A 15,219-nucleotide genomic window follows, 5' to 3' on the forward strand; every position below is an offset into this window, starting at 1 on the left:
GATGCTTAGTTCACCCAGCGCAAAACATGGCGCAGTCGCAAGGGTGGTCCAGCATCGTCTGCAGTTCGCCGTCGAGCTGGTGCAGCGTGATCGAGGCGCCGGCCATCTCAAGCGAGGTGCAGTAATTGCCGACCCAGGTTGCGTGAACGCCGACGCCGATATCGGCCAGCCTTTGCGACAGCCGCCGGTTCATGATGTAGAGTTCCATTAGGGGTGTTGACCCGAGCGAATTGACGAGAATGGCGACGCGATCGCCGCGCGACGGCGCCATTTCCTGCAATATGTGGTCGAGCATCTCGTCGGTGACCTCGTCGGCGCTCTTCAGCGGCCCGCGCGCGACGCCGGGCTCGCCATGGATGCCCATGCCGATCTCCATCTCGTCGTCGCCGATCTCGAAATTCGGCCGCCTCGTCTGCGGCAGCGAGCAAGGCGAAAGCGCCACGCCCATGGTGAAGGTATGGTCGTTGGCCTTTCTGGCGATGCGCTCGCATTCATCGAAAGACAGCATACGGTCGCAGGCAGCACCGGCCGCCTTGAAGATGAAGAAATTGCCGGCAACGCCGCGACGCTTGTGCCTTTCGCCGCGCGGCGCTGACGCGACGTCGTCGGTGCTCAGAACCGTGCGTACCTCAATGTCGTCCATCGCTGCCATTTCGGCCGCCATGTCGAAATTCATGACGTCGCCGGCATAGTTGCCATACATGAACAGCACGCCGGCGCCGCCGCTGACCGCCTTGGCGCATTCGAGGATCGGGTCGGGAGGAGGGGAGGCAAAGACATTGCCGATCGCCGCCGCATCGGCCAGCCCTTTGCCGACAAAGCCGAGAAAGCTCGGCTCGTGGCCCGAGCCGCCGCCGATGACGAGGCCGACCTTTCCTTGGCGCGGTCCGTCACGGGCGATGATGGAGCGTGGGCTCCCGTCCGCGCTCTTGAGATGGCGGGGATGCGCGGCGAGAATGCCTTCCAGCATCTCGTCGACGGCGCGGTTGCCGTCGTTGATGATCTTCTTGGTCTGCACCGGCATCCTCCCGATCTCGGTATCGCGCAAATACTACCGAGTGTTATCGTGATTTCCATCCGGCAGGAAACGTTTCATGCGGCAAGTTTTGCGCCGCCCGCCCGCAAGCCTTGGCTGCTTCTTTCGCCTTGATATGTTTCGGGGCAGGGCGCTGCTAACCGCCAACGCCGTCGCGGATGGCTGAGAAATAGCGGTCGGTTCCGACCTGCCCACCCTTCAGCGCCACTTCCAGCCCGTCGATTGCCTTGACGCGCGAATGGGCGACGCACAGCGGGGAGCCGGGCGATGCCGGCAGCGGCATCCTGACCGCCAGCGCATCGACGCGCATCTGTCCGAGCGCATGGCTCGACGTGTCGCCGCCTGCGATGATCACGCGCCGCAGTTCCTGCTCCTCGGTCAGTTGCCGCAGCAGCGTACCGAGGCTGCGGCCGAGCTTGTGGCGAGCGCCTTCCTGGAGGTCGATCTCGGCGCCGCGATCGGCGGTGGGTCCGAGCGCGGTATAGAGGATGACGCTGCGCCCGGCTTCCAGGCTGGCGCGGCCGACCGCCGCGGCGCGCGCGATCGCCTTTCCGGAATTCTCCGAGACCAGGTCGATGGGGTCGACTTCGACGCCGTCGAATCCATCGGTCAGCGCATGGCGGATCTGCCGCTCGGTCGTCGGCGAGCAGCTGCCCGAGACCACCGCAATGCGGTCCGCTTCGCCCGGCGACGAAAAGGCGGGCTGGCCGGTGACGGTTTGGTCCGACTTCCATTCGGCCAGCAGCGCATACTCGATCCCGGACGAGCCGACGACGAAAGAACCGCCCGGCTTGCGGACGCGCCATATCTCCTTGCCCGCAAGCACCTGCGTCTCCCGGCTATCGACATCGACAAGCACGATATCGGTGCCGTCGGCGAACAAGCGATCGAAGGTTTCCGAGCGCGACGCCGACTGCAGTGTCGCGAGGTCGATCAGCCCCGACGTCAGTTCCGTTTGCCGCGACAGATGGATCAGCATGTCGGATTCATCCATCGGTGTCGTCGGGTGGCGGCTCATCACCGGATGGCGGTCGATGCGGAAATACTTTTCACGGTAGGCCGCGAACAGATGGCCAAAGGCGGTGTAACGCTTGAGCTGGGGCGCCCCGACCAGCAGTGGCACGCTGCCCTGCGCGAAGACCGAACGGCCGATCTCGATCGCCCGGCCGATGCTGCCGATCGTCGGGCTGGAATCGAAGGTCGAGCAGACCTTGTAGTGGCAGATCGCGGCGTTCAGCGTCTTCAGCCAGGTGAAGGCGTCCTTGAGATGCGTGTCCATCCATTGCGGTGTCTCGCTGCGGCTGGTGCCGGCCAGGCCAATGGCTCGGCAATGTGCGAACTGCGCAAGCATGGCCGCGTCCGGTTGGCGCATGAACAGCACGGTCGGCACGCCGCCGAGTTCGAGCGCCTCCATGACGTCGGTCGAACCGGTGAGATCGTCGCCATAATAGCTGAGCAGCAGGTCTTGCATCGCTTCAGGCTGCCTTGCCGTCGCCGAATTTCTCGATCGACCGCGCCAGTTCGGGATGCTTCAGAGCGAACTCTGACAGCGGAATGCCGTCGACCGCCGCTTGCCAGGCCTGCTGCACGGCACGCACGCCGGCGCCTGGCCCGTTCGGATGGCTGACGATGCCGCCGCCGCAGAGATAGAGAAGATCGACGGTGCGGCCGGTTCGTGCATAGGTCTCGGGCGCCTGCCCGCCCCACTGGCCGGAGCCGGCGACCGGCAGAGCGCAATCATCAGGCGCAAAGATCGGCGTCGTTACCGCCTTGAAGGATTCGACGAAAGACGCGTCCGGCTCCCAGTATTTCGATTGGATGCCGTTGATCTGGAACTGGTCGACGCCGAGCAGCCGCCAGAATTGCTGCCAGACCTTGAAGGCCATGCCGAGGCCGGGATGGCGGGTGAGGATGTCCCAGCCGTTGCGGTGGGCGTGCAGCACCAGGCTTGAGCGCTTCCTGAGAAAGGCCATGCCGCCGAAGCCGACGGAGTTGATGTTTACCACCGCGCAATTGCCACCGGCCTTCGCCACCAGATCGTGGTTGCGCATCATCTCGTCGGGGTCGGCATGCGAGATGCCGAAGGCATACATCACCTTCTTGCCGGTCTTCTGCTCGTGGTCGAGGATGAGCGGCATGATCGCCTTCACCCGCTCCGCCAAGGGCGAATAGGCCGGGCTCATCAGCTTCTCGTCGTCTTTGATGAAATCGACGCCGGCGGCGATCAGTTCGCCCACCATTGCGGCCGTCTCATGAGGTCGCAGCCCCAGCGCCGGCTTGACGATGGTGCCGATGATCGGCCGATCCGTGACGCCGGTCAGCCTGCGGCTGCCGGCGACGCCGAACTGCGGACCCGGATGCGCGCCGCGAAATTGCTCCGGCAGCTTCAAGTCGACGACGCGAATGCCGGACAGGCCCTTGATCGAATAGGCGCCGCCAATGGCAATGGTCATCAGCGCCGATAGGTCGGTGCCGATGGCATCGAACGGAAAGGCGATATCGACATCCGCACGCTTGAAAGGCCCGTCACCAGCCTCAGGAATGGAGGGCCGAAGGGCGTCGGGCAAATGCCGTATCGCCAGGACGCGCGCCGCCACCCGGGCCTTGAGCTCCTCGGTCTCGCCGGGCAGCGCAACGAAGGTTCCGGTCGACTGGTCGCTGGCGATCTTGGCCGCCAGCGCCTCGATGCTGCCTGATGTTTCGATGCGGTAGGTGAGCGTGATCATGGTTCGTTGTCTAAGGCCGAAGGAGGTTCGAAAAGAGTTCCTTGATCGTCGAAATCTGGTATAATGAGTACATAAGCTTTGCAAGCACTATCCTGTCTTGAGGCCAGGAGCGATCGGGGCGACAGCCGTTCCGGACATAGCTGTGGCAGTGCTAGATAGACACAGGTCAAGGGAGTGATTCGCGACGATGAACCGTTCGGAGCCGATCGTCCGGCGCAAACTTTCCGACGAAGTTTTTTTGCGGCTGAAGCGCCTGATCACCAGCGGAGAATTGACGCCGGGCGACGACATGCCGTCGGAGCGCGAACTGATGGAACGCTTCGAGGTCGGCCGTCCCGCGATCCGCGAGGCCATGCAGGCGCTGAGCAATATGGGCCTCGTCGCGATCTCGCATGGCGAACGCGCCAAGGTGCTGCAGCTGACCGCCAAATCGATCATCAAGCAGGTCGACGGCGCCGCCAAGATCATCCTGTCGTCGTCGAAGGACACGCTGGAGCACCTGAAAACCGCGCGCATCTTCTTCGAGCGCGGCATGGTCAGGGAAGCCGCCGAAAACGCCACCGCCGAGGACGTTGAGCGCCTGCGCGCCACAATTGCCGAACAGCGCGGCTTTCGCGGCGATTCCGAAGCCTTCATCTCCGCCGACATGAAGTTCCACACCCAGATCGCGGCGATTTCAGGCAACCCGATCTATGTCGCCGTCAGCGAAGCGATGCTCGGTTGGCTGAAGGAATATCACACCGAGATGCTGATCTGGACTGGCAAGGAAAAGTTCACGCTGACCGAGCATGAAGAGATCATCGGCCGCATCGAGAAGAGGGATGCCGACGGCGCCGAGAATGCGATGATCAAGCATCTCGAGCGCTCGCGCGCGCTCTATGTGATGAACTCCGAAAAATAGCTCAGCCGAACCGGGCAATCGCGTAGGGCGCCATCACGAGATGGCCTCGGCCAAACGCTGAGATGTCTACCGGTACATCGTCTGCTGTCAGGTTCGCCAGCCACACGACGGTCTTGCCCGACACGGAGCGCCCGGCGAGCGCCAGCACCTTGGTCTCATCGCTCGTCCTTGCCGCCACATGCACAAGGCCGGCCATTTCGCAAATCCCCCTAATGGCATCGAAGATCGGCCGGCGCGCTCCTTCGGCGACGGGTTCACCGGAGACAGCCAGCACGCCGAATGGTCCGGTGAAGCCGGAGAGCGTGAGCAGCTCCAGCCCGGCCGGCGCGACGCGCGCGGCATAGCCGATCGTCCATGCTGCGGCGAACAGGCCGGCATGACGGGGGTCGCGATCCGCCATGGCAACGCGCTGTCCCCCGGGATTGGGTTTGGTCGCGCCGCCATAGGGGTTCTGGCGCATGGCAATCGTCGACGGCCCGATGCGGTAGGGTTTGTCGCCGAAGATCGCCCGCGCCGACGCGGTGATGAAGGGCAGCGCCTCCAGCGATTGCATGACGCTGAGATCATCTGCCGCGTGCACGATCGGGCAAGTGCAGTGGGTGACGAAATCGAGCAAGCCGGCCGGTACGCGCTTGCGGTTGAGTTCGGTGAAATAGCTGAACATGCCACCGCCAAGCCTGATGTCCGGAAAGGCGCGCCGCGCCGCGGCATAGACGTCTTCGAGCGGCGGACAGTCCGGCCACGCGCTGCCCGGCGGCGTCGACTGACGGTCGACTGAAGGCGAGACGGCAATTGCTGATAGTTTCAGTCCCGCTTGCCGCACCATGGCGGCGACACCTGAAAGCTCGGCGTCGAGATCGCCCGCGCAGGCAACGACGCATTCCAGCGTCGTCTGCACTGGATAGGCGGCGGCAAGTTTTGCAAAGGACTGCAACGCGTCAAGCCCATGGCCGCGTGTCGGGTCGTAGTGGAGGATCAGTTGCTGTGGGCCGAGCTCCGCCAATGTTGGAAGGTTTGCGAGCGCGACCTCCACGTCATCCGGGTAGATGATCACGCCGATATCCGGCAGCCTCTGCCCGGCCTCGCCGAGTTCGATGCGCACCGGTTCGGTGCTTGTCGCGACGGCCGGTATTTTCCCCTCGCCGATGATGCGCAGGCTGATCGTCTGCCTGACGGGTTGGCCAGCAGGCAACACATAGGGCCATGGCAGCGCCAGCGGCCGGACATAGGTCTTGTAGGACGCATCCGACCAGTTGCGCTGGTCTTCCATCTCGAAAGTGTCGCCCTCCATCCGGCATTCGGCAGTGATGCCCGGCTGAACCTCATGGGTGATGGCGCGCAGATCCTTGAAAGGCTGCCAAGGATCAATCAACAGCGGCAGCTTCGTCGCCACCGCGCTGCCGTCAGTGTGCTCGACCGTGACCGGACTGCCGGCGAGGCCTGCGATCGGATGCAGGACGCAGAAGCCGCAGCGATTGGTCTCGAAGTCGCTCTCGGGCAGGGCACTCACGTCGAAGGCCAGATGGCCATCAGAGCCTTTGATGGTGGCGCGAAAGGCGAGCCGGCTCGCGTCCGGCCCGGTGAAATTTGCCGTGTAGCTGACCGAGAAAGTGTCGGCGCCCTGGTTGATGACAAGGTCCGTCAGTTCAGGCTCGTAAGTGCCCCAGTCGCGATCGCGCACGATGTAGGCGATGGCACGCAGCACTTCGATGCCGCCAAGACGGATGGTGCGCAGATTGCCATTGACGAAGTCCGCGCTGAGCGCGCCGGCGCTGAGCCTGACCGGCGCGGCTTCGACCACATGCGTGCCATAGAGGAGGAAGGCGTCGGCGGTCATTTCAGCAAAGCGTCGAGCTGCACCGGCTCCCGGCTCGCCGCACCCGTATAGGCGGCCTCGACCAACGCGAATGTCTTGAGATTGTCGGCGCCCGAGGTCGCCGGTTCTATCCTCTTAGCCAGGCAGTCGACCCAGTGCCGCTGGATGGCAACGACGCTCTCCTGGATGTTGTGCCATGGGCGCGATGCCCAGGGCAACAGCGGCGGCGAGACGTCGGTGACCCGTGTGCCGTTCCTGCCGGTGACGGTGAGCCGGTAGCCCTGCGCCAGCCGGATTGTGCCGTCGGTGCCGTCGATCTCGATCAGCGTTTCGGGAAACGGCTCGACGGCAAGCTTCGTCGCGTAGCTGCAGTCGACGACAGAGGTGGCGCCGTTCTGGTGGTCCATCAGCATCGTCGCGACGTCCTCGCCCGCGATGCCGGGGTTGATGCGCGCGGTTCGCGTCGTGATCGTCGACACGTCGCCGAGCAGGAAGCGGGCGATGTCGAGACTATGGATGCCGAGATCCTCGATGATGAAGCGCTTTCCCTTGGCGAGATAGGGTTGGCCGGAAAACACGTCGTAGGCTGAGCGGAAGGAGATCCGTCCGAAGAACGGCGTGCCGATCTCGCCACTGTCGAGCACGACACGCACTGCCTGGATGGCCGACTGCCAGCGAAAATTCTCGTGTACCATCAGCGGTATGCCAGCGTCGGCACAGGCTTTGACCATGGCCTTGGCGTCGGCAAGTGTCGGTGCGAACGGCTTTTGGCAGATCACCGGCACGCGGTGCCGCGCAGCCATCTCGACCAGCGGCCGATGGCTGGGTGCCGTGGTGGCGATATCGACAAAATCCAGGCTCTCGCCGGCAAAAAGTTCTGCCGCATCGGTGTAGCGCTTTGCGATGCCGAACTGGTCGCCGACGATCCGCAGCCGGTCGGGATCGCGGTCGCAGATGGCGATGATCGCGGCGCCATCAATGTCGCGCCAGGCATGCATCTGGTTGACGGCAAAGAAGCCGCAGCCGATCAGCGCTCCGCGCAACTCCGCCATGCTCAGCCTGCCTTTGCCATCTGCATCAGCGTCACCCGGCTCTGCAGCCGCCGCTGCGCCTGGTCGACGACGACCGCGACGATGATGACGAGGCCCTTGATCACCATCTGCCAGAACGAACTCACGCCCATCATCACCAACCCATCCGAAAGAATACCGATGACGAAGGCGCCGACAATGGTGCCGCCGATAGTGCCGCGACCGCCAGACATCGAGGTGCCGCCGAGCACCGCTGCCGCGATCGCATTCAATTCGAAGCTCTCGCCAGTCGCCGGATGCGATGCCATCAGCTCAGACGAGATGATCAGGCCGACGATCGCGGCGCAAAAACCGGAGAACATATAGACGAACATTTTCACCATGTTGACACGGACGCCGGAAATTCGCGACGCCCGCTCATTGCCGCCGACAGCGAAGATGTGGCGGCCGAGCGGCGTGTATTTGGCGAGATAGGCCGCCGCCAGCGCAACGACGATCAGGATCCAGATCGCCACCGGCAGGCCGAGCAACCGCCCGGCGCCGAGGAAGCCGAAGCCGGTGGTGCCGAGCTCAGGCTTGCCGACCAGGTTCGGGAAGGTGCGGCCATCCGACGACAGCAGCGCCAGGCCGCGCGCGACATAGAGCACGCCAAGCGTGGCGATGAACGGCGCGACATTCAGCCTGGTGATCAGCAATCCGTTGACGGCGCCGATCAGAATGCCGACCGCCAGCGTGATCAGCGCGATCTCGACCACGTTGAAGTAGATGGTGTAGCCGATCTGCAGGTCGATGCCGTTGAGCACGAGATAGCCGGCGACCATGCCGCACAGGCCGACGATCGAGCCGACCGACAGGTCGATGCCGCCGGTGATGATGACGAAGGTCATGCCCATCGCCAGGAACGCGTTCAGCGCCACATGCTTCGACATCAGGATCAGATTGGCGGTCGACAGGAAGTTCGGCGCCGCAATCGAAAAGAAGATCAGCACGGCGATCAGCGCGATGAAGGTTCTCGCCTTCATCAACGTCAGCAGCAGCGAGCCGCTCGAGACGGAGGAGGAGGCCGCCTTGGCCGGGATATCAGTCATGGGCTCTCCGTGTGCGGGGCCGGTCCGTGGCCAAGTGCCGAGGCGGCTACCAGGGCTGCTTCCGTCGCCTCGGCGCGATCGAACATGCCGGTCAGTTTTCCATTGCTCATCACCGCAATGCGGTCGGACAGTGCCATCACCTCGTCGAGATCGGAGGTGGCGAAGAGAATGCCCAATCCGTCGCGCGACAGTTTGCGCATGGTGCGGAAGACGTCGGCTTTGGCGCCGACATCGATGCCGCGGCTCGGCTCATCCATCAGCAGCACCTTCGGGCCGGTGAGCAGCGCCTTGCCGATCACCACCTTTTGCTGGTTGCCGCCGGACAGCGACGAGACTTCTTGCGCCGGGTCGGCAACCTTGATCGCCAGTTCCCGCACCATCTGCGTCACCGCCTGCCTTTCGGCACCGCCCCGAATATGAAACAGGCGGACAAAGCGCGACAGGCTGGCCAGCGTCAGATTGCTGGCGACGGAGAGGATCGACACCAGCCCTTCGCGCTGGCGGTCTTCGGGGATCAGCGCCAGCCCGCGCCGGATGCGCCGCGTCGTGTCGCGCTCCTTGACCTTTTTGCCGGCGATGAAGATCGCACCGGTGGCCTGGCCATGACGGCCCATGATGCAGTCAAACAGCTCGCTGCGCCCGGCGCCCATCAGGCCGTAGATGCCGAGGATCTCGCCGGCGCGCAACGACAGCGAGACGTGGTCGACCGCAAGCCCGCCGGTCGCGCGCGGCAGACAGATGTCCTCGGCGCGAAATATCTCATCGCCTGGAACATGGCCGTCGGCCTTGGCGAAATCCTTGGCGTCGGAGCCGATCATCTGCCGCACGATCCATCGCGTGTCGACGTTTTTCATCTCCTCCTGGCCGGTGATGTGTCCATCGCGCAGCACGGTGATGTAGTCGCCGATGCGGATCAGCTCTTCCAGCCGGTGCGAGATGTAGACGATGGCCACGCCGCGCGCTTTGAGGTCGGCAATCACCTTGAAGAGGATCTCGACCTCCGCCGCACTCAGCGCCGAGGTCGGCTCGTCCATGATCAGGATGCGCGCATCGAGCGAAACCGCCTTGGCGATCTCGACCAGCTGCTGCTGGCCGATGCGCAGATCCTCGACCAGCATGTCGGGCCGGATCCCGGCCTGCAGGCGTTCGAGAAATTGCGCCGCGCGGCGCTCCTGCTCCTTGTGGTCGATCTTGCGGAACCGGTTGGTGATCTCGCGCGTGGCAAAGATGTTCTCGGCGACAGTCATATTGCCGAACAGGTTCAGCTCCTGGAACACCATGCCGATGCCGCGGTTCACTGCGTCTCCCGATGACGAGAAGGAAACCTCCTCCCCTTCCAGAAGGATCCGGCCGAGCGTCGGTTGTTCGACACCGGCGATGATCTTCATCAGCGTCGATTTGCCGGCGCCGTTTTCGCCGACCAGCACATTGACCGCGCCCTTGCGCACCTCGAAATTCGCGCGCTTGACCGCAACGGTGCCGGAATAGACCTTGGAGACGTCTTCCAGCTTCAGGATGACATCGTGAGCGGAGGCGGCACTCATGGTTTCGGCCCGATTTCTGCCTCCGCCGGCGTCACCAGCGGCAGGTCCTGGCCGCTTTCGAGCGTATAGGCGCCGAGAACCTTGGCGGTCCGGCCTTCCAGCGCGTCGCGCGGCAGTTTGGAAAGCACGGTCTTGTCGGCATAGGCGTTGAACGCCTTGCCGAACTGGGCGAAGTCGATCTGATTGGTAAAATCGTTGAACTGGATGAAATCGAGGCTGTCGCGCAGCGCGGTTCCCCGCATCGCGGGTCCGATCTGCACCCGCGCATCGGCCTTGCCGTCGCCATCGACATCGATATCCATCGTCGCCGCGCGAGACGCCGTGTTGGCGGCGATGATCTTGCCCTCGACGCGAACCGCGAAGGTCCATGGCGAATTCGCCTGCTTGTTCGGATTGCCATATTTGGCGCCGGCAGAAGCGGGATCGGTTTTCGCCAGCGCGTGAACCTCGGCAAACGGTCCGGCCTTCCGCTGGAGATAGGGCACGACCTTCGCCGCCCAGATCTCCTCTACCGTCTTGTCCGGATTGAACGCTGCGGCATTGCCGCTATCCCCCGAAGGCGTCGGCAGAATCTTGCAGGCGGTCAGGCTGATGCCGACTGTCACGGCAAGGATCGGCCAGGTCGGCTTGTTGTTCAGCATGGCGGCCTGTTGTTCATGGTGGTCGGCACCCACAGAAAATGGCGGCGAGGGACGACCCCTTGGGTCGCCCCTCGCTATTCATGTCACGCCGGCTCAGTTGGTCAGCGCAAACGTTTCCAGCTTGGCAGCATTGTCGCCATTGACCAGAAGGCAGTCCATCAGCTGCTTCTCCTTCTCGGGCGACTTCTTGTTCTTGATGAAGTCGTTGGCCTGTTCGACCGCCATCTGCGCCTGCGCGTAAGCCGGCTGCAGGACGGTTGCCTTGATGCCGCCCGCGGTGATCGAGTCGCGCACGTCGTTCGATCCGTCGAAGCCGACGACGATGACGTCCTTGCGGTTTGCAGCGACCAGCGCCGCATAGGCGCCCATCGCCATCGTGTCGTTGCCGGAGATGACGCCCTTGATGTCAGGGTTGGCCTGCAGGATCGATTCCATCTTGGCGTAGGCCTCGGTCTGGCTCCAGTTGGCCGACTGCTGGGCAACCATCTTCAGGTCCGGATAGTCGTCGATGACGTCGTGATAGCCCTTCGAGCGGATGCCGGCATTGGTGTCGGATTCCTTGCCGACCAGCTCGACGAAATTGCCCTTCTCGCCCATCAGCTTGACGAACTCCTGCGCGCCGAGCTGGGCGCCCTGGTAGTTGTTGGAGACGATCTGCGCGACGGCGACGCCGGTGGCATTGATCTCGCGGTCGATCAGGAACGAAGGAACGCCCGCATCCTTGGCCTTCTGCACGGCGGCGACGGTGGCGTCGGCGCCGGCATTGTCGAGGATGATCGCCTTGGCGCCGCGACCGATCGCGGTGTCGATCAGTTCGGACTGCTTGTTGGCATCGTCGTCATGGACGAGCACCAGCGCTTCGTAGCCGAGTTCCTTGGCCTTGGCTTCGGCACCTACGGCTTCCGCCTTGAAGAACGGATTGTCATGCGAGGGCGTGATGATGGCAATGAGGTCCGCCGCATAGGCGGGTGCCGCGGTGCCAAGCGCCAGCATGCCGGCAAAAGCCGCAAGTGTCATTCTGCGTGTGATTTTCATGATGTCCTCCCGTTTGAAAAACGGCCTTGATCAACCAAGGCCACTGTCTGCATTCGAATTCGTTACGCAGCGCGGGCCGCTGATCGGTTCAGGCTCAAAAGCCGTTTGCCGGCTTCCACTGACGGATCGTTGCTCCCCGGCCGTCCTCCACTCGTCCAGGCTTCGAACTCCCTGCGAAACCTTATCGATCCGAGTCAACAACAGCTAAGCCAACTGGTATGATGAGTCAATCACAAATTCAGATGATATGTACCTGATACGACCGAGGTTGAGCGTCGGCGGCGATGCGCAGAGGCATCGAGACGCTCCGGCGAGCACCTGACTTGGCCTTTCTCAGGTGATGCGCTGAATGCTCGCGGCGATCTCTTCCGGCTCGAACACCCGCTTCCAGTCGTCGCGCATCAGCACCGGCTTGCCGAACTCGATCGCCTTGTTGCAGGCGTCGGAGAACACACCCTTGGTTTCGCCGAAGATGACGGCGCCAAGAACATTCATATGGCCGAGCAGGAAATCGAGCGCAGCCTGCTGGTCGACGCCGCGCGCCACGACCTCGTCGACGGCTTCCTTCATGACGACGAGCAGCGAGGCGCATACGGTTTCCGAAAGGCCGGGCTCCAGCAACGCCATCTGATCGACAGTGACACGGTGCGAACGCATCACTGGCGCCCAGATGATCTTGGCGATCGCCTCGCCCTTGGCAAAATCCTCTTCCGGCCCCTGCATCAGCGCGCTGACCATATGCTGCTTGGCTTTGACGCCGCCGAAATAGTCTTTTTTGGCCGCCATGTCGGTCTCGTCGTTGAAGATCGGCGGATGGCAGGGATGGGTGACAAAATAGGTCAAGTCCGGCCGCTTCGGCAAATGGCCGGCGAACGGCGCGGCGGCGTCGAGCACGACGACCATCGTGCCCGATGCAAGCTTGCTCTCTATGCTGGCCGCCACCTTGCCGATATGCGTATCGGGAACCGCCAGGATCACCACATCGGCACCGTTGAGCGCTTCATCAGCACTGACGGCATCAAAGCCCAGCCCCGATTTCAGCCGCTCGCGGCCGGCATCGCTGACCTCGACATGGCGTATCGTATACGGCGAGCCACGAAAATTGGTCGACAGGCGGTAACCCATTTTCCCGCCGGCTCCGAACAGCGCAATCGTCGTCATCTATGCTTGCTCCCGATTTCCAACGATGGCCGTGCCTATCGTCATGTTATTGACTGGTATGATCACTCTACCACAACCTCCGGGTTTGACCAGAGCCTTCATTGCCGTGTCATGCCTGCCGGTCGCTTGGCTGCATGGCGGGATTAGCATCGTCGGCTGGCGGTTCGGGCGGAGTTCGCGTGTCAGGGCTTGGCGTCCGGCCAGCGCGAGCACGAAGATGACGACGATGTCCTGGACGCCCGGCGGCAGGCCGATGATCTGAATGGTGGGCGACACGCGGGCCTGCGCAACCTTGCCGTCCGCCGTCTTGCCCCAGCCAGCAGCAACTCGTCGAACTGCTGGCTGACCTCCATCCGGTGTGGTGAGTCAGGCGGGAAACAGGAACGCTGCGCTCGGGTCGAAAAAGACCTGACGTTGGCTCGGCGCCACATCATGCGAAGCTGTGGCGGAGAATGTCGGCCTGATGTCGATCTCCTGTCCAGTGCTGGTACGCGCAACGATGCGCCGCCGTTCGCCATAGAAGGCAACGTCGATGATATCTACGACCAGCTCCACACTTTTCGGTCCCCGGTCCAGACGAAGGGCCTCCGGTCTGATCATCAATCTGGTTTTTTGCCCCGGTGCGAGGCTGCCATTTGCGTTGATACCCGAGACCAGCGAGCCGTCGGCGAGGCGGATGGTGGCGGCACCGCCAACGGTTTCCAGATGTTCCGCAGCCAAAAAATTCGAATTGCCGATGAAGCCTGCGACGAAATCGGTCGCTGGCCGGAGATAAAGGTCCTCGCCGGTGCCGATCTGCTCGATGCGGCCGTCCCTGAAGAGCGCGATCCGATCCGAGAGGTGCAGCGCCTCCTCCTGGTCATGCGTGACATAGAGGATGGTAACGCCGGTCTCGCGGTGGATGCGGCGGATCTCGGCCTGGATCTCCTCGCGCAGTTTCTTGTCCAGCGCCGACAGCGGCTCGTCCATCAAAAGGATCGGCGGATCGTAGGCCAGCGCCCGGGCCAGCGCGACGCGCTGCTGCTGGCCGCCTGACAGCGCGCCGGGAAGTCTCGCGGCAAAGCTTTCCAGCCGCACCAGGGCCAGCATGTCGCCGACCTTCTTCTTCACCTCGGCTTCCGGCCGGCGCCGGACTCGAAGCGGAAAGGCAATGTTTTCGGCGACCGTCAGATGCGGAAACAGCGTGTAGCGCTGGAAGACCATGCCGATGTTGCGCTTGTGCGAGGGTATCGCGAGCAAGGATTTGCCTTCCAGCTGGACATCGCCGGAGCTCGGATCCTGGAAGCCGGCGATGGCATAGAGCGTCGTTGATTTTCCCGAACCCGACGGCCCGAGAAAGGTCAGGAACTGACCCTTTGGAATGTCCAGCGTGACGTCATGTACGGCGGTGAACGCGCCGAACGCCTTGTGCAATTTGCGGATGGAGAGGAAGGACTGGGTCATGTCTGGAACTTTCGGCGCAGCAGTGCCGTCACCACCATCAGGGCAAGGGTGAGGCCGACGAGCAGGCTGGAGGCGGCGGCGATCACCGGGCTCAGATCCGAGCGCAAGCTGCCCCAGATCTTGACCGGCAAGGTCTGCAAGGTGGGGCTGGCCATGAAGATGGCGACGACGACCTCATCCCAGGAGGCAAGGAAGGAAAAGATCGCCGCGGAAAAGATGCCGATCCTGATCGACGGCAAGGTGATCCTGAGCTTGGCCTCGAGCGGGCTGGCGCCGCAGACGATCGCCGCGTCCTCGATTGACTTGTCGAAGCCTTCAAGCGCCGTAGCGATCGGGATGATCGCGAATGGCAGCGCCAGCACGGTGTGGGCGATGACGAAGCCGATCGTTGTGCCGCCGAGGCCAACGCGGAGGAAGAAGGCGTAAATGGCGATGGCGAAGACCACGACCGGCAGGACCATCGGCGTCAGCAGCAGGCCGCGCAGGATTTCGCGGCCGCGGAACTGTCCGCGAACCAACGCGAACGAGGCGAGAAGGCCGATCACCACGGCAAGGATCGCCGTCATGGTGGCGATGCGGGCGCTGGTCAGCGCCGCCTCCAGCCAGGACGGGTCGGCAAACAGCTCCTGGTACCATTTCAGTGTCCAACCGGGCGGTGGAAAGGCCAGCCAGCGCGACGATCCGAACGACAGCAGAACGATGAAAACCACTGGCAAGAGGAGGAAGGCGGCGACCAGCGCGGTGAAGCCGAGCAGGGCAATTTTCAGCCATCCCATACGGTCGTAATCGAGCAGCAT

14 protein-coding genes are annotated in these 15,219 nt (G+C 63.3%); 1 reads left to right on the forward strand and 13 read right to left on the reverse strand.

Going from position 1 to position 15,219, the window contains the following annotated elements; translation table 11 throughout:
• Nucleotides 1-10 precede the first annotated feature (10 nt).
• The 3 genes from AC1DYC_RS28205 to oiaX all read right to left on the reverse strand — a co-directional run bounded on the left by AC1DYC_RS28205 (nt 11) and on the right by oiaX (nt 3,762).
• Nucleotides 11-1,018 carry a dihydroxyacetone kinase subunit DhaK gene (locus AC1DYC_RS28205; protein ID WP_477410973.1) on the reverse strand — a complete coding sequence of 336 codons (1,008 nt, stop codon included), beginning with the start codon at nt 1,016-1,018 and terminating at the stop codon, nt 11-13.
• A 154-nt stretch (nt 1,019-1,172) separates the two neighbouring features.
• Nucleotides 1,173-2,507: a four-carbon acid sugar kinase family protein gene (locus AC1DYC_RS28210; protein WP_477410974.1), complete on the reverse strand. Its 1,335-nt coding sequence runs from the start codon at nt 2,505-2,507 to the stop codon at nt 1,173-1,175.
• A gap of 4 nt (nt 2,508-2,511) precedes the next feature.
• Nucleotides 2,512-3,762 carry a 3-oxo-isoapionate-4-phosphate decarboxylase OiaX gene (gene oiaX / locus AC1DYC_RS28215; protein ID WP_477410975.1) on the reverse strand — a complete coding sequence of 417 codons (1,251 nt, stop codon included), beginning with the start codon at nt 3,760-3,762 and terminating at the stop codon, nt 2,512-2,514.
• Between the two features lie 187 nt (nt 3,763-3,949).
• Here oiaX and AC1DYC_RS28220 point away from each other — a divergent pair, with 187 nt between their 5' ends.
• Nucleotides 3,950-4,663, forward strand: coding sequence for a transcriptional regulator NanR (locus tag AC1DYC_RS28220; protein WP_477410976.1), 714 nt, complete (start codon nt 3,950-3,952; stop codon nt 4,661-4,663).
• 1 nt (nt 4,664) lies between these two features.
• On the opposite strand, the gene apnL is transcribed toward AC1DYC_RS28220, so the two are convergent.
• The 10 genes from apnL to AC1DYC_RS28270 form a co-directional block, all read right to left on the reverse strand.
• Entirely contained in the window at nt 4,665-6,500 is a 1,836-nt protein-coding gene (gene apnL / locus AC1DYC_RS28225; RefSeq protein ID WP_477410977.1) for a D-apionate lactonase, read from the reverse strand.
• On the reverse strand, nt 6,497-7,531 hold the full coding sequence (locus tag AC1DYC_RS28230; protein ID WP_477410978.1) for a Gfo/Idh/MocA family protein: 1,035 nt from the start codon (nt 7,529-7,531) through the stop codon (nt 6,497-6,499). The genes apnL and AC1DYC_RS28230 overlap by 4 nt, the downstream gene beginning before the upstream one ends.
• Nucleotides 7,532-7,533: 2 nt before the next feature.
• On the reverse strand, nt 7,534-8,598 hold the full coding sequence (locus AC1DYC_RS28235; protein ID WP_477304660.1) for an ABC transporter permease: 1,065 nt from the start codon (nt 8,596-8,598) through the stop codon (nt 7,534-7,536).
• The gene (locus AC1DYC_RS28240) at nt 8,595-10,142 is read right to left on the reverse strand and encodes a sugar ABC transporter ATP-binding protein (protein ID WP_477410979.1); all 1,548 of its coding nucleotides are present in this window, start codon (nt 10,140-10,142) and stop codon (nt 8,595-8,597) included. The genes AC1DYC_RS28235 and AC1DYC_RS28240 overlap by 4 nt, the downstream gene beginning before the upstream one ends.
• Nucleotides 10,139-10,783, reverse strand: coding sequence for a DUF2291 family protein (locus AC1DYC_RS28245; protein WP_477410980.1), 645 nt, complete (start codon nt 10,781-10,783; stop codon nt 10,139-10,141). The genes AC1DYC_RS28240 and AC1DYC_RS28245 overlap by 4 nt, the downstream gene beginning before the upstream one ends.
• A 93-nt stretch (nt 10,784-10,876) precedes the next feature.
• Nucleotides 10,877-11,818 carry a substrate-binding domain-containing protein gene (locus AC1DYC_RS28250; protein WP_477410981.1) on the reverse strand — a complete coding sequence of 314 codons (942 nt, stop codon included), beginning with the start codon at nt 11,816-11,818 and terminating at the stop codon, nt 10,877-10,879.
• Between the two features lie 333 nt (nt 11,819-12,151).
• Nucleotides 12,152-12,979, reverse strand: a complete 828-nt coding sequence (locus tag AC1DYC_RS28255; RefSeq protein WP_477410982.1) for a phosphogluconate dehydrogenase C-terminal domain-containing protein — start codon at nt 12,977-12,979, stop codon at nt 12,152-12,154.
• Nucleotides 12,980-13,255: a hypothetical protein gene (locus AC1DYC_RS28260; protein ID WP_477410983.1), complete on the reverse strand. Its 276-nt coding sequence runs from the start codon at nt 13,253-13,255 to the stop codon at nt 12,980-12,982.
• Between the two features lie 90 nt (nt 13,256-13,345).
• Nucleotides 13,346-14,422, reverse strand: coding sequence for an ABC transporter ATP-binding protein (locus tag AC1DYC_RS28265; protein WP_477410984.1), 1,077 nt, complete (start codon nt 14,420-14,422; stop codon nt 13,346-13,348).
• Nucleotides 14,419-15,219, reverse strand: a complete 801-nt coding sequence (locus AC1DYC_RS28270) for an ABC transporter permease (protein WP_477410985.1) — start codon at nt 15,217-15,219, stop codon at nt 14,419-14,421. The genes AC1DYC_RS28265 and AC1DYC_RS28270 overlap by 4 nt, the downstream gene beginning before the upstream one ends.

Source organism: Mesorhizobium sp. P2_E7, from assembly GCF_056403855.1.

Excerpts from the sequence above, each read along its gene's own strand:
- AC1DYC_RS28210 (WP_477410974.1), bottom strand. The coding sequence starts at position 2,507 with ATGCAAGACCTGCTGCTCAGCTATTATGGCGACGATCTCACCGGTTCG.
- oiaX (WP_477410975.1), bottom strand. The coding sequence starts at position 3,762 with ATGATCACGCTCACCTACCGCATCGAAACATCAGGCAGCATCGAGGCG.
- AC1DYC_RS28220 (WP_477410976.1), top strand. The coding sequence starts at position 3,950 with ATGAACCGTTCGGAGCCGATCGTCCGGCGCAAACTTTCCGACGAAGTT.
- apnL (WP_477410977.1), bottom strand. The coding sequence starts at position 6,500 with ATGACCGCCGACGCCTTCCTCCTCTATGGCACGCATGTGGTCGAAGCC.
- AC1DYC_RS28230 (WP_477410978.1), bottom strand. The coding sequence starts at position 7,531 with ATGGCGGAGTTGCGCGGAGCGCTGATCGGCTGCGGCTTCTTTGCCGTC.
- AC1DYC_RS28235 (WP_477304660.1), bottom strand. The coding sequence starts at position 8,598 with ATGACTGATATCCCGGCCAAGGCGGCCTCCTCCTCCGTCTCGAGCGGC.
- AC1DYC_RS28240 (WP_477410979.1), bottom strand. The coding sequence starts at position 10,142 with ATGAGTGCCGCCTCCGCTCACGATGTCATCCTGAAGCTGGAAGACGTC.
- AC1DYC_RS28245 (WP_477410980.1), bottom strand. The coding sequence starts at position 10,783 with ATGCTGAACAACAAGCCGACCTGGCCGATCCTTGCCGTGACAGTCGGC.
- AC1DYC_RS28250 (WP_477410981.1), bottom strand. The coding sequence starts at position 11,818 with ATGAAAATCACACGCAGAATGACACTTGCGGCTTTTGCCGGCATGCTG.
- AC1DYC_RS28255 (WP_477410982.1), bottom strand. The coding sequence starts at position 12,979 with ATGACGACGATTGCGCTGTTCGGAGCCGGCGGGAAAATGGGTTACCGC.
- AC1DYC_RS28265 (WP_477410984.1), bottom strand. The coding sequence starts at position 14,422 with ATGACCCAGTCCTTCCTCTCCATCCGCAAATTGCACAAGGCGTTCGGC.
- AC1DYC_RS28270 (WP_477410985.1), bottom strand. The coding sequence starts at position 15,219 with ATGCTGCTCGATTACGACCGTATGGGATGGCTGAAAATTGCCCTGCTC.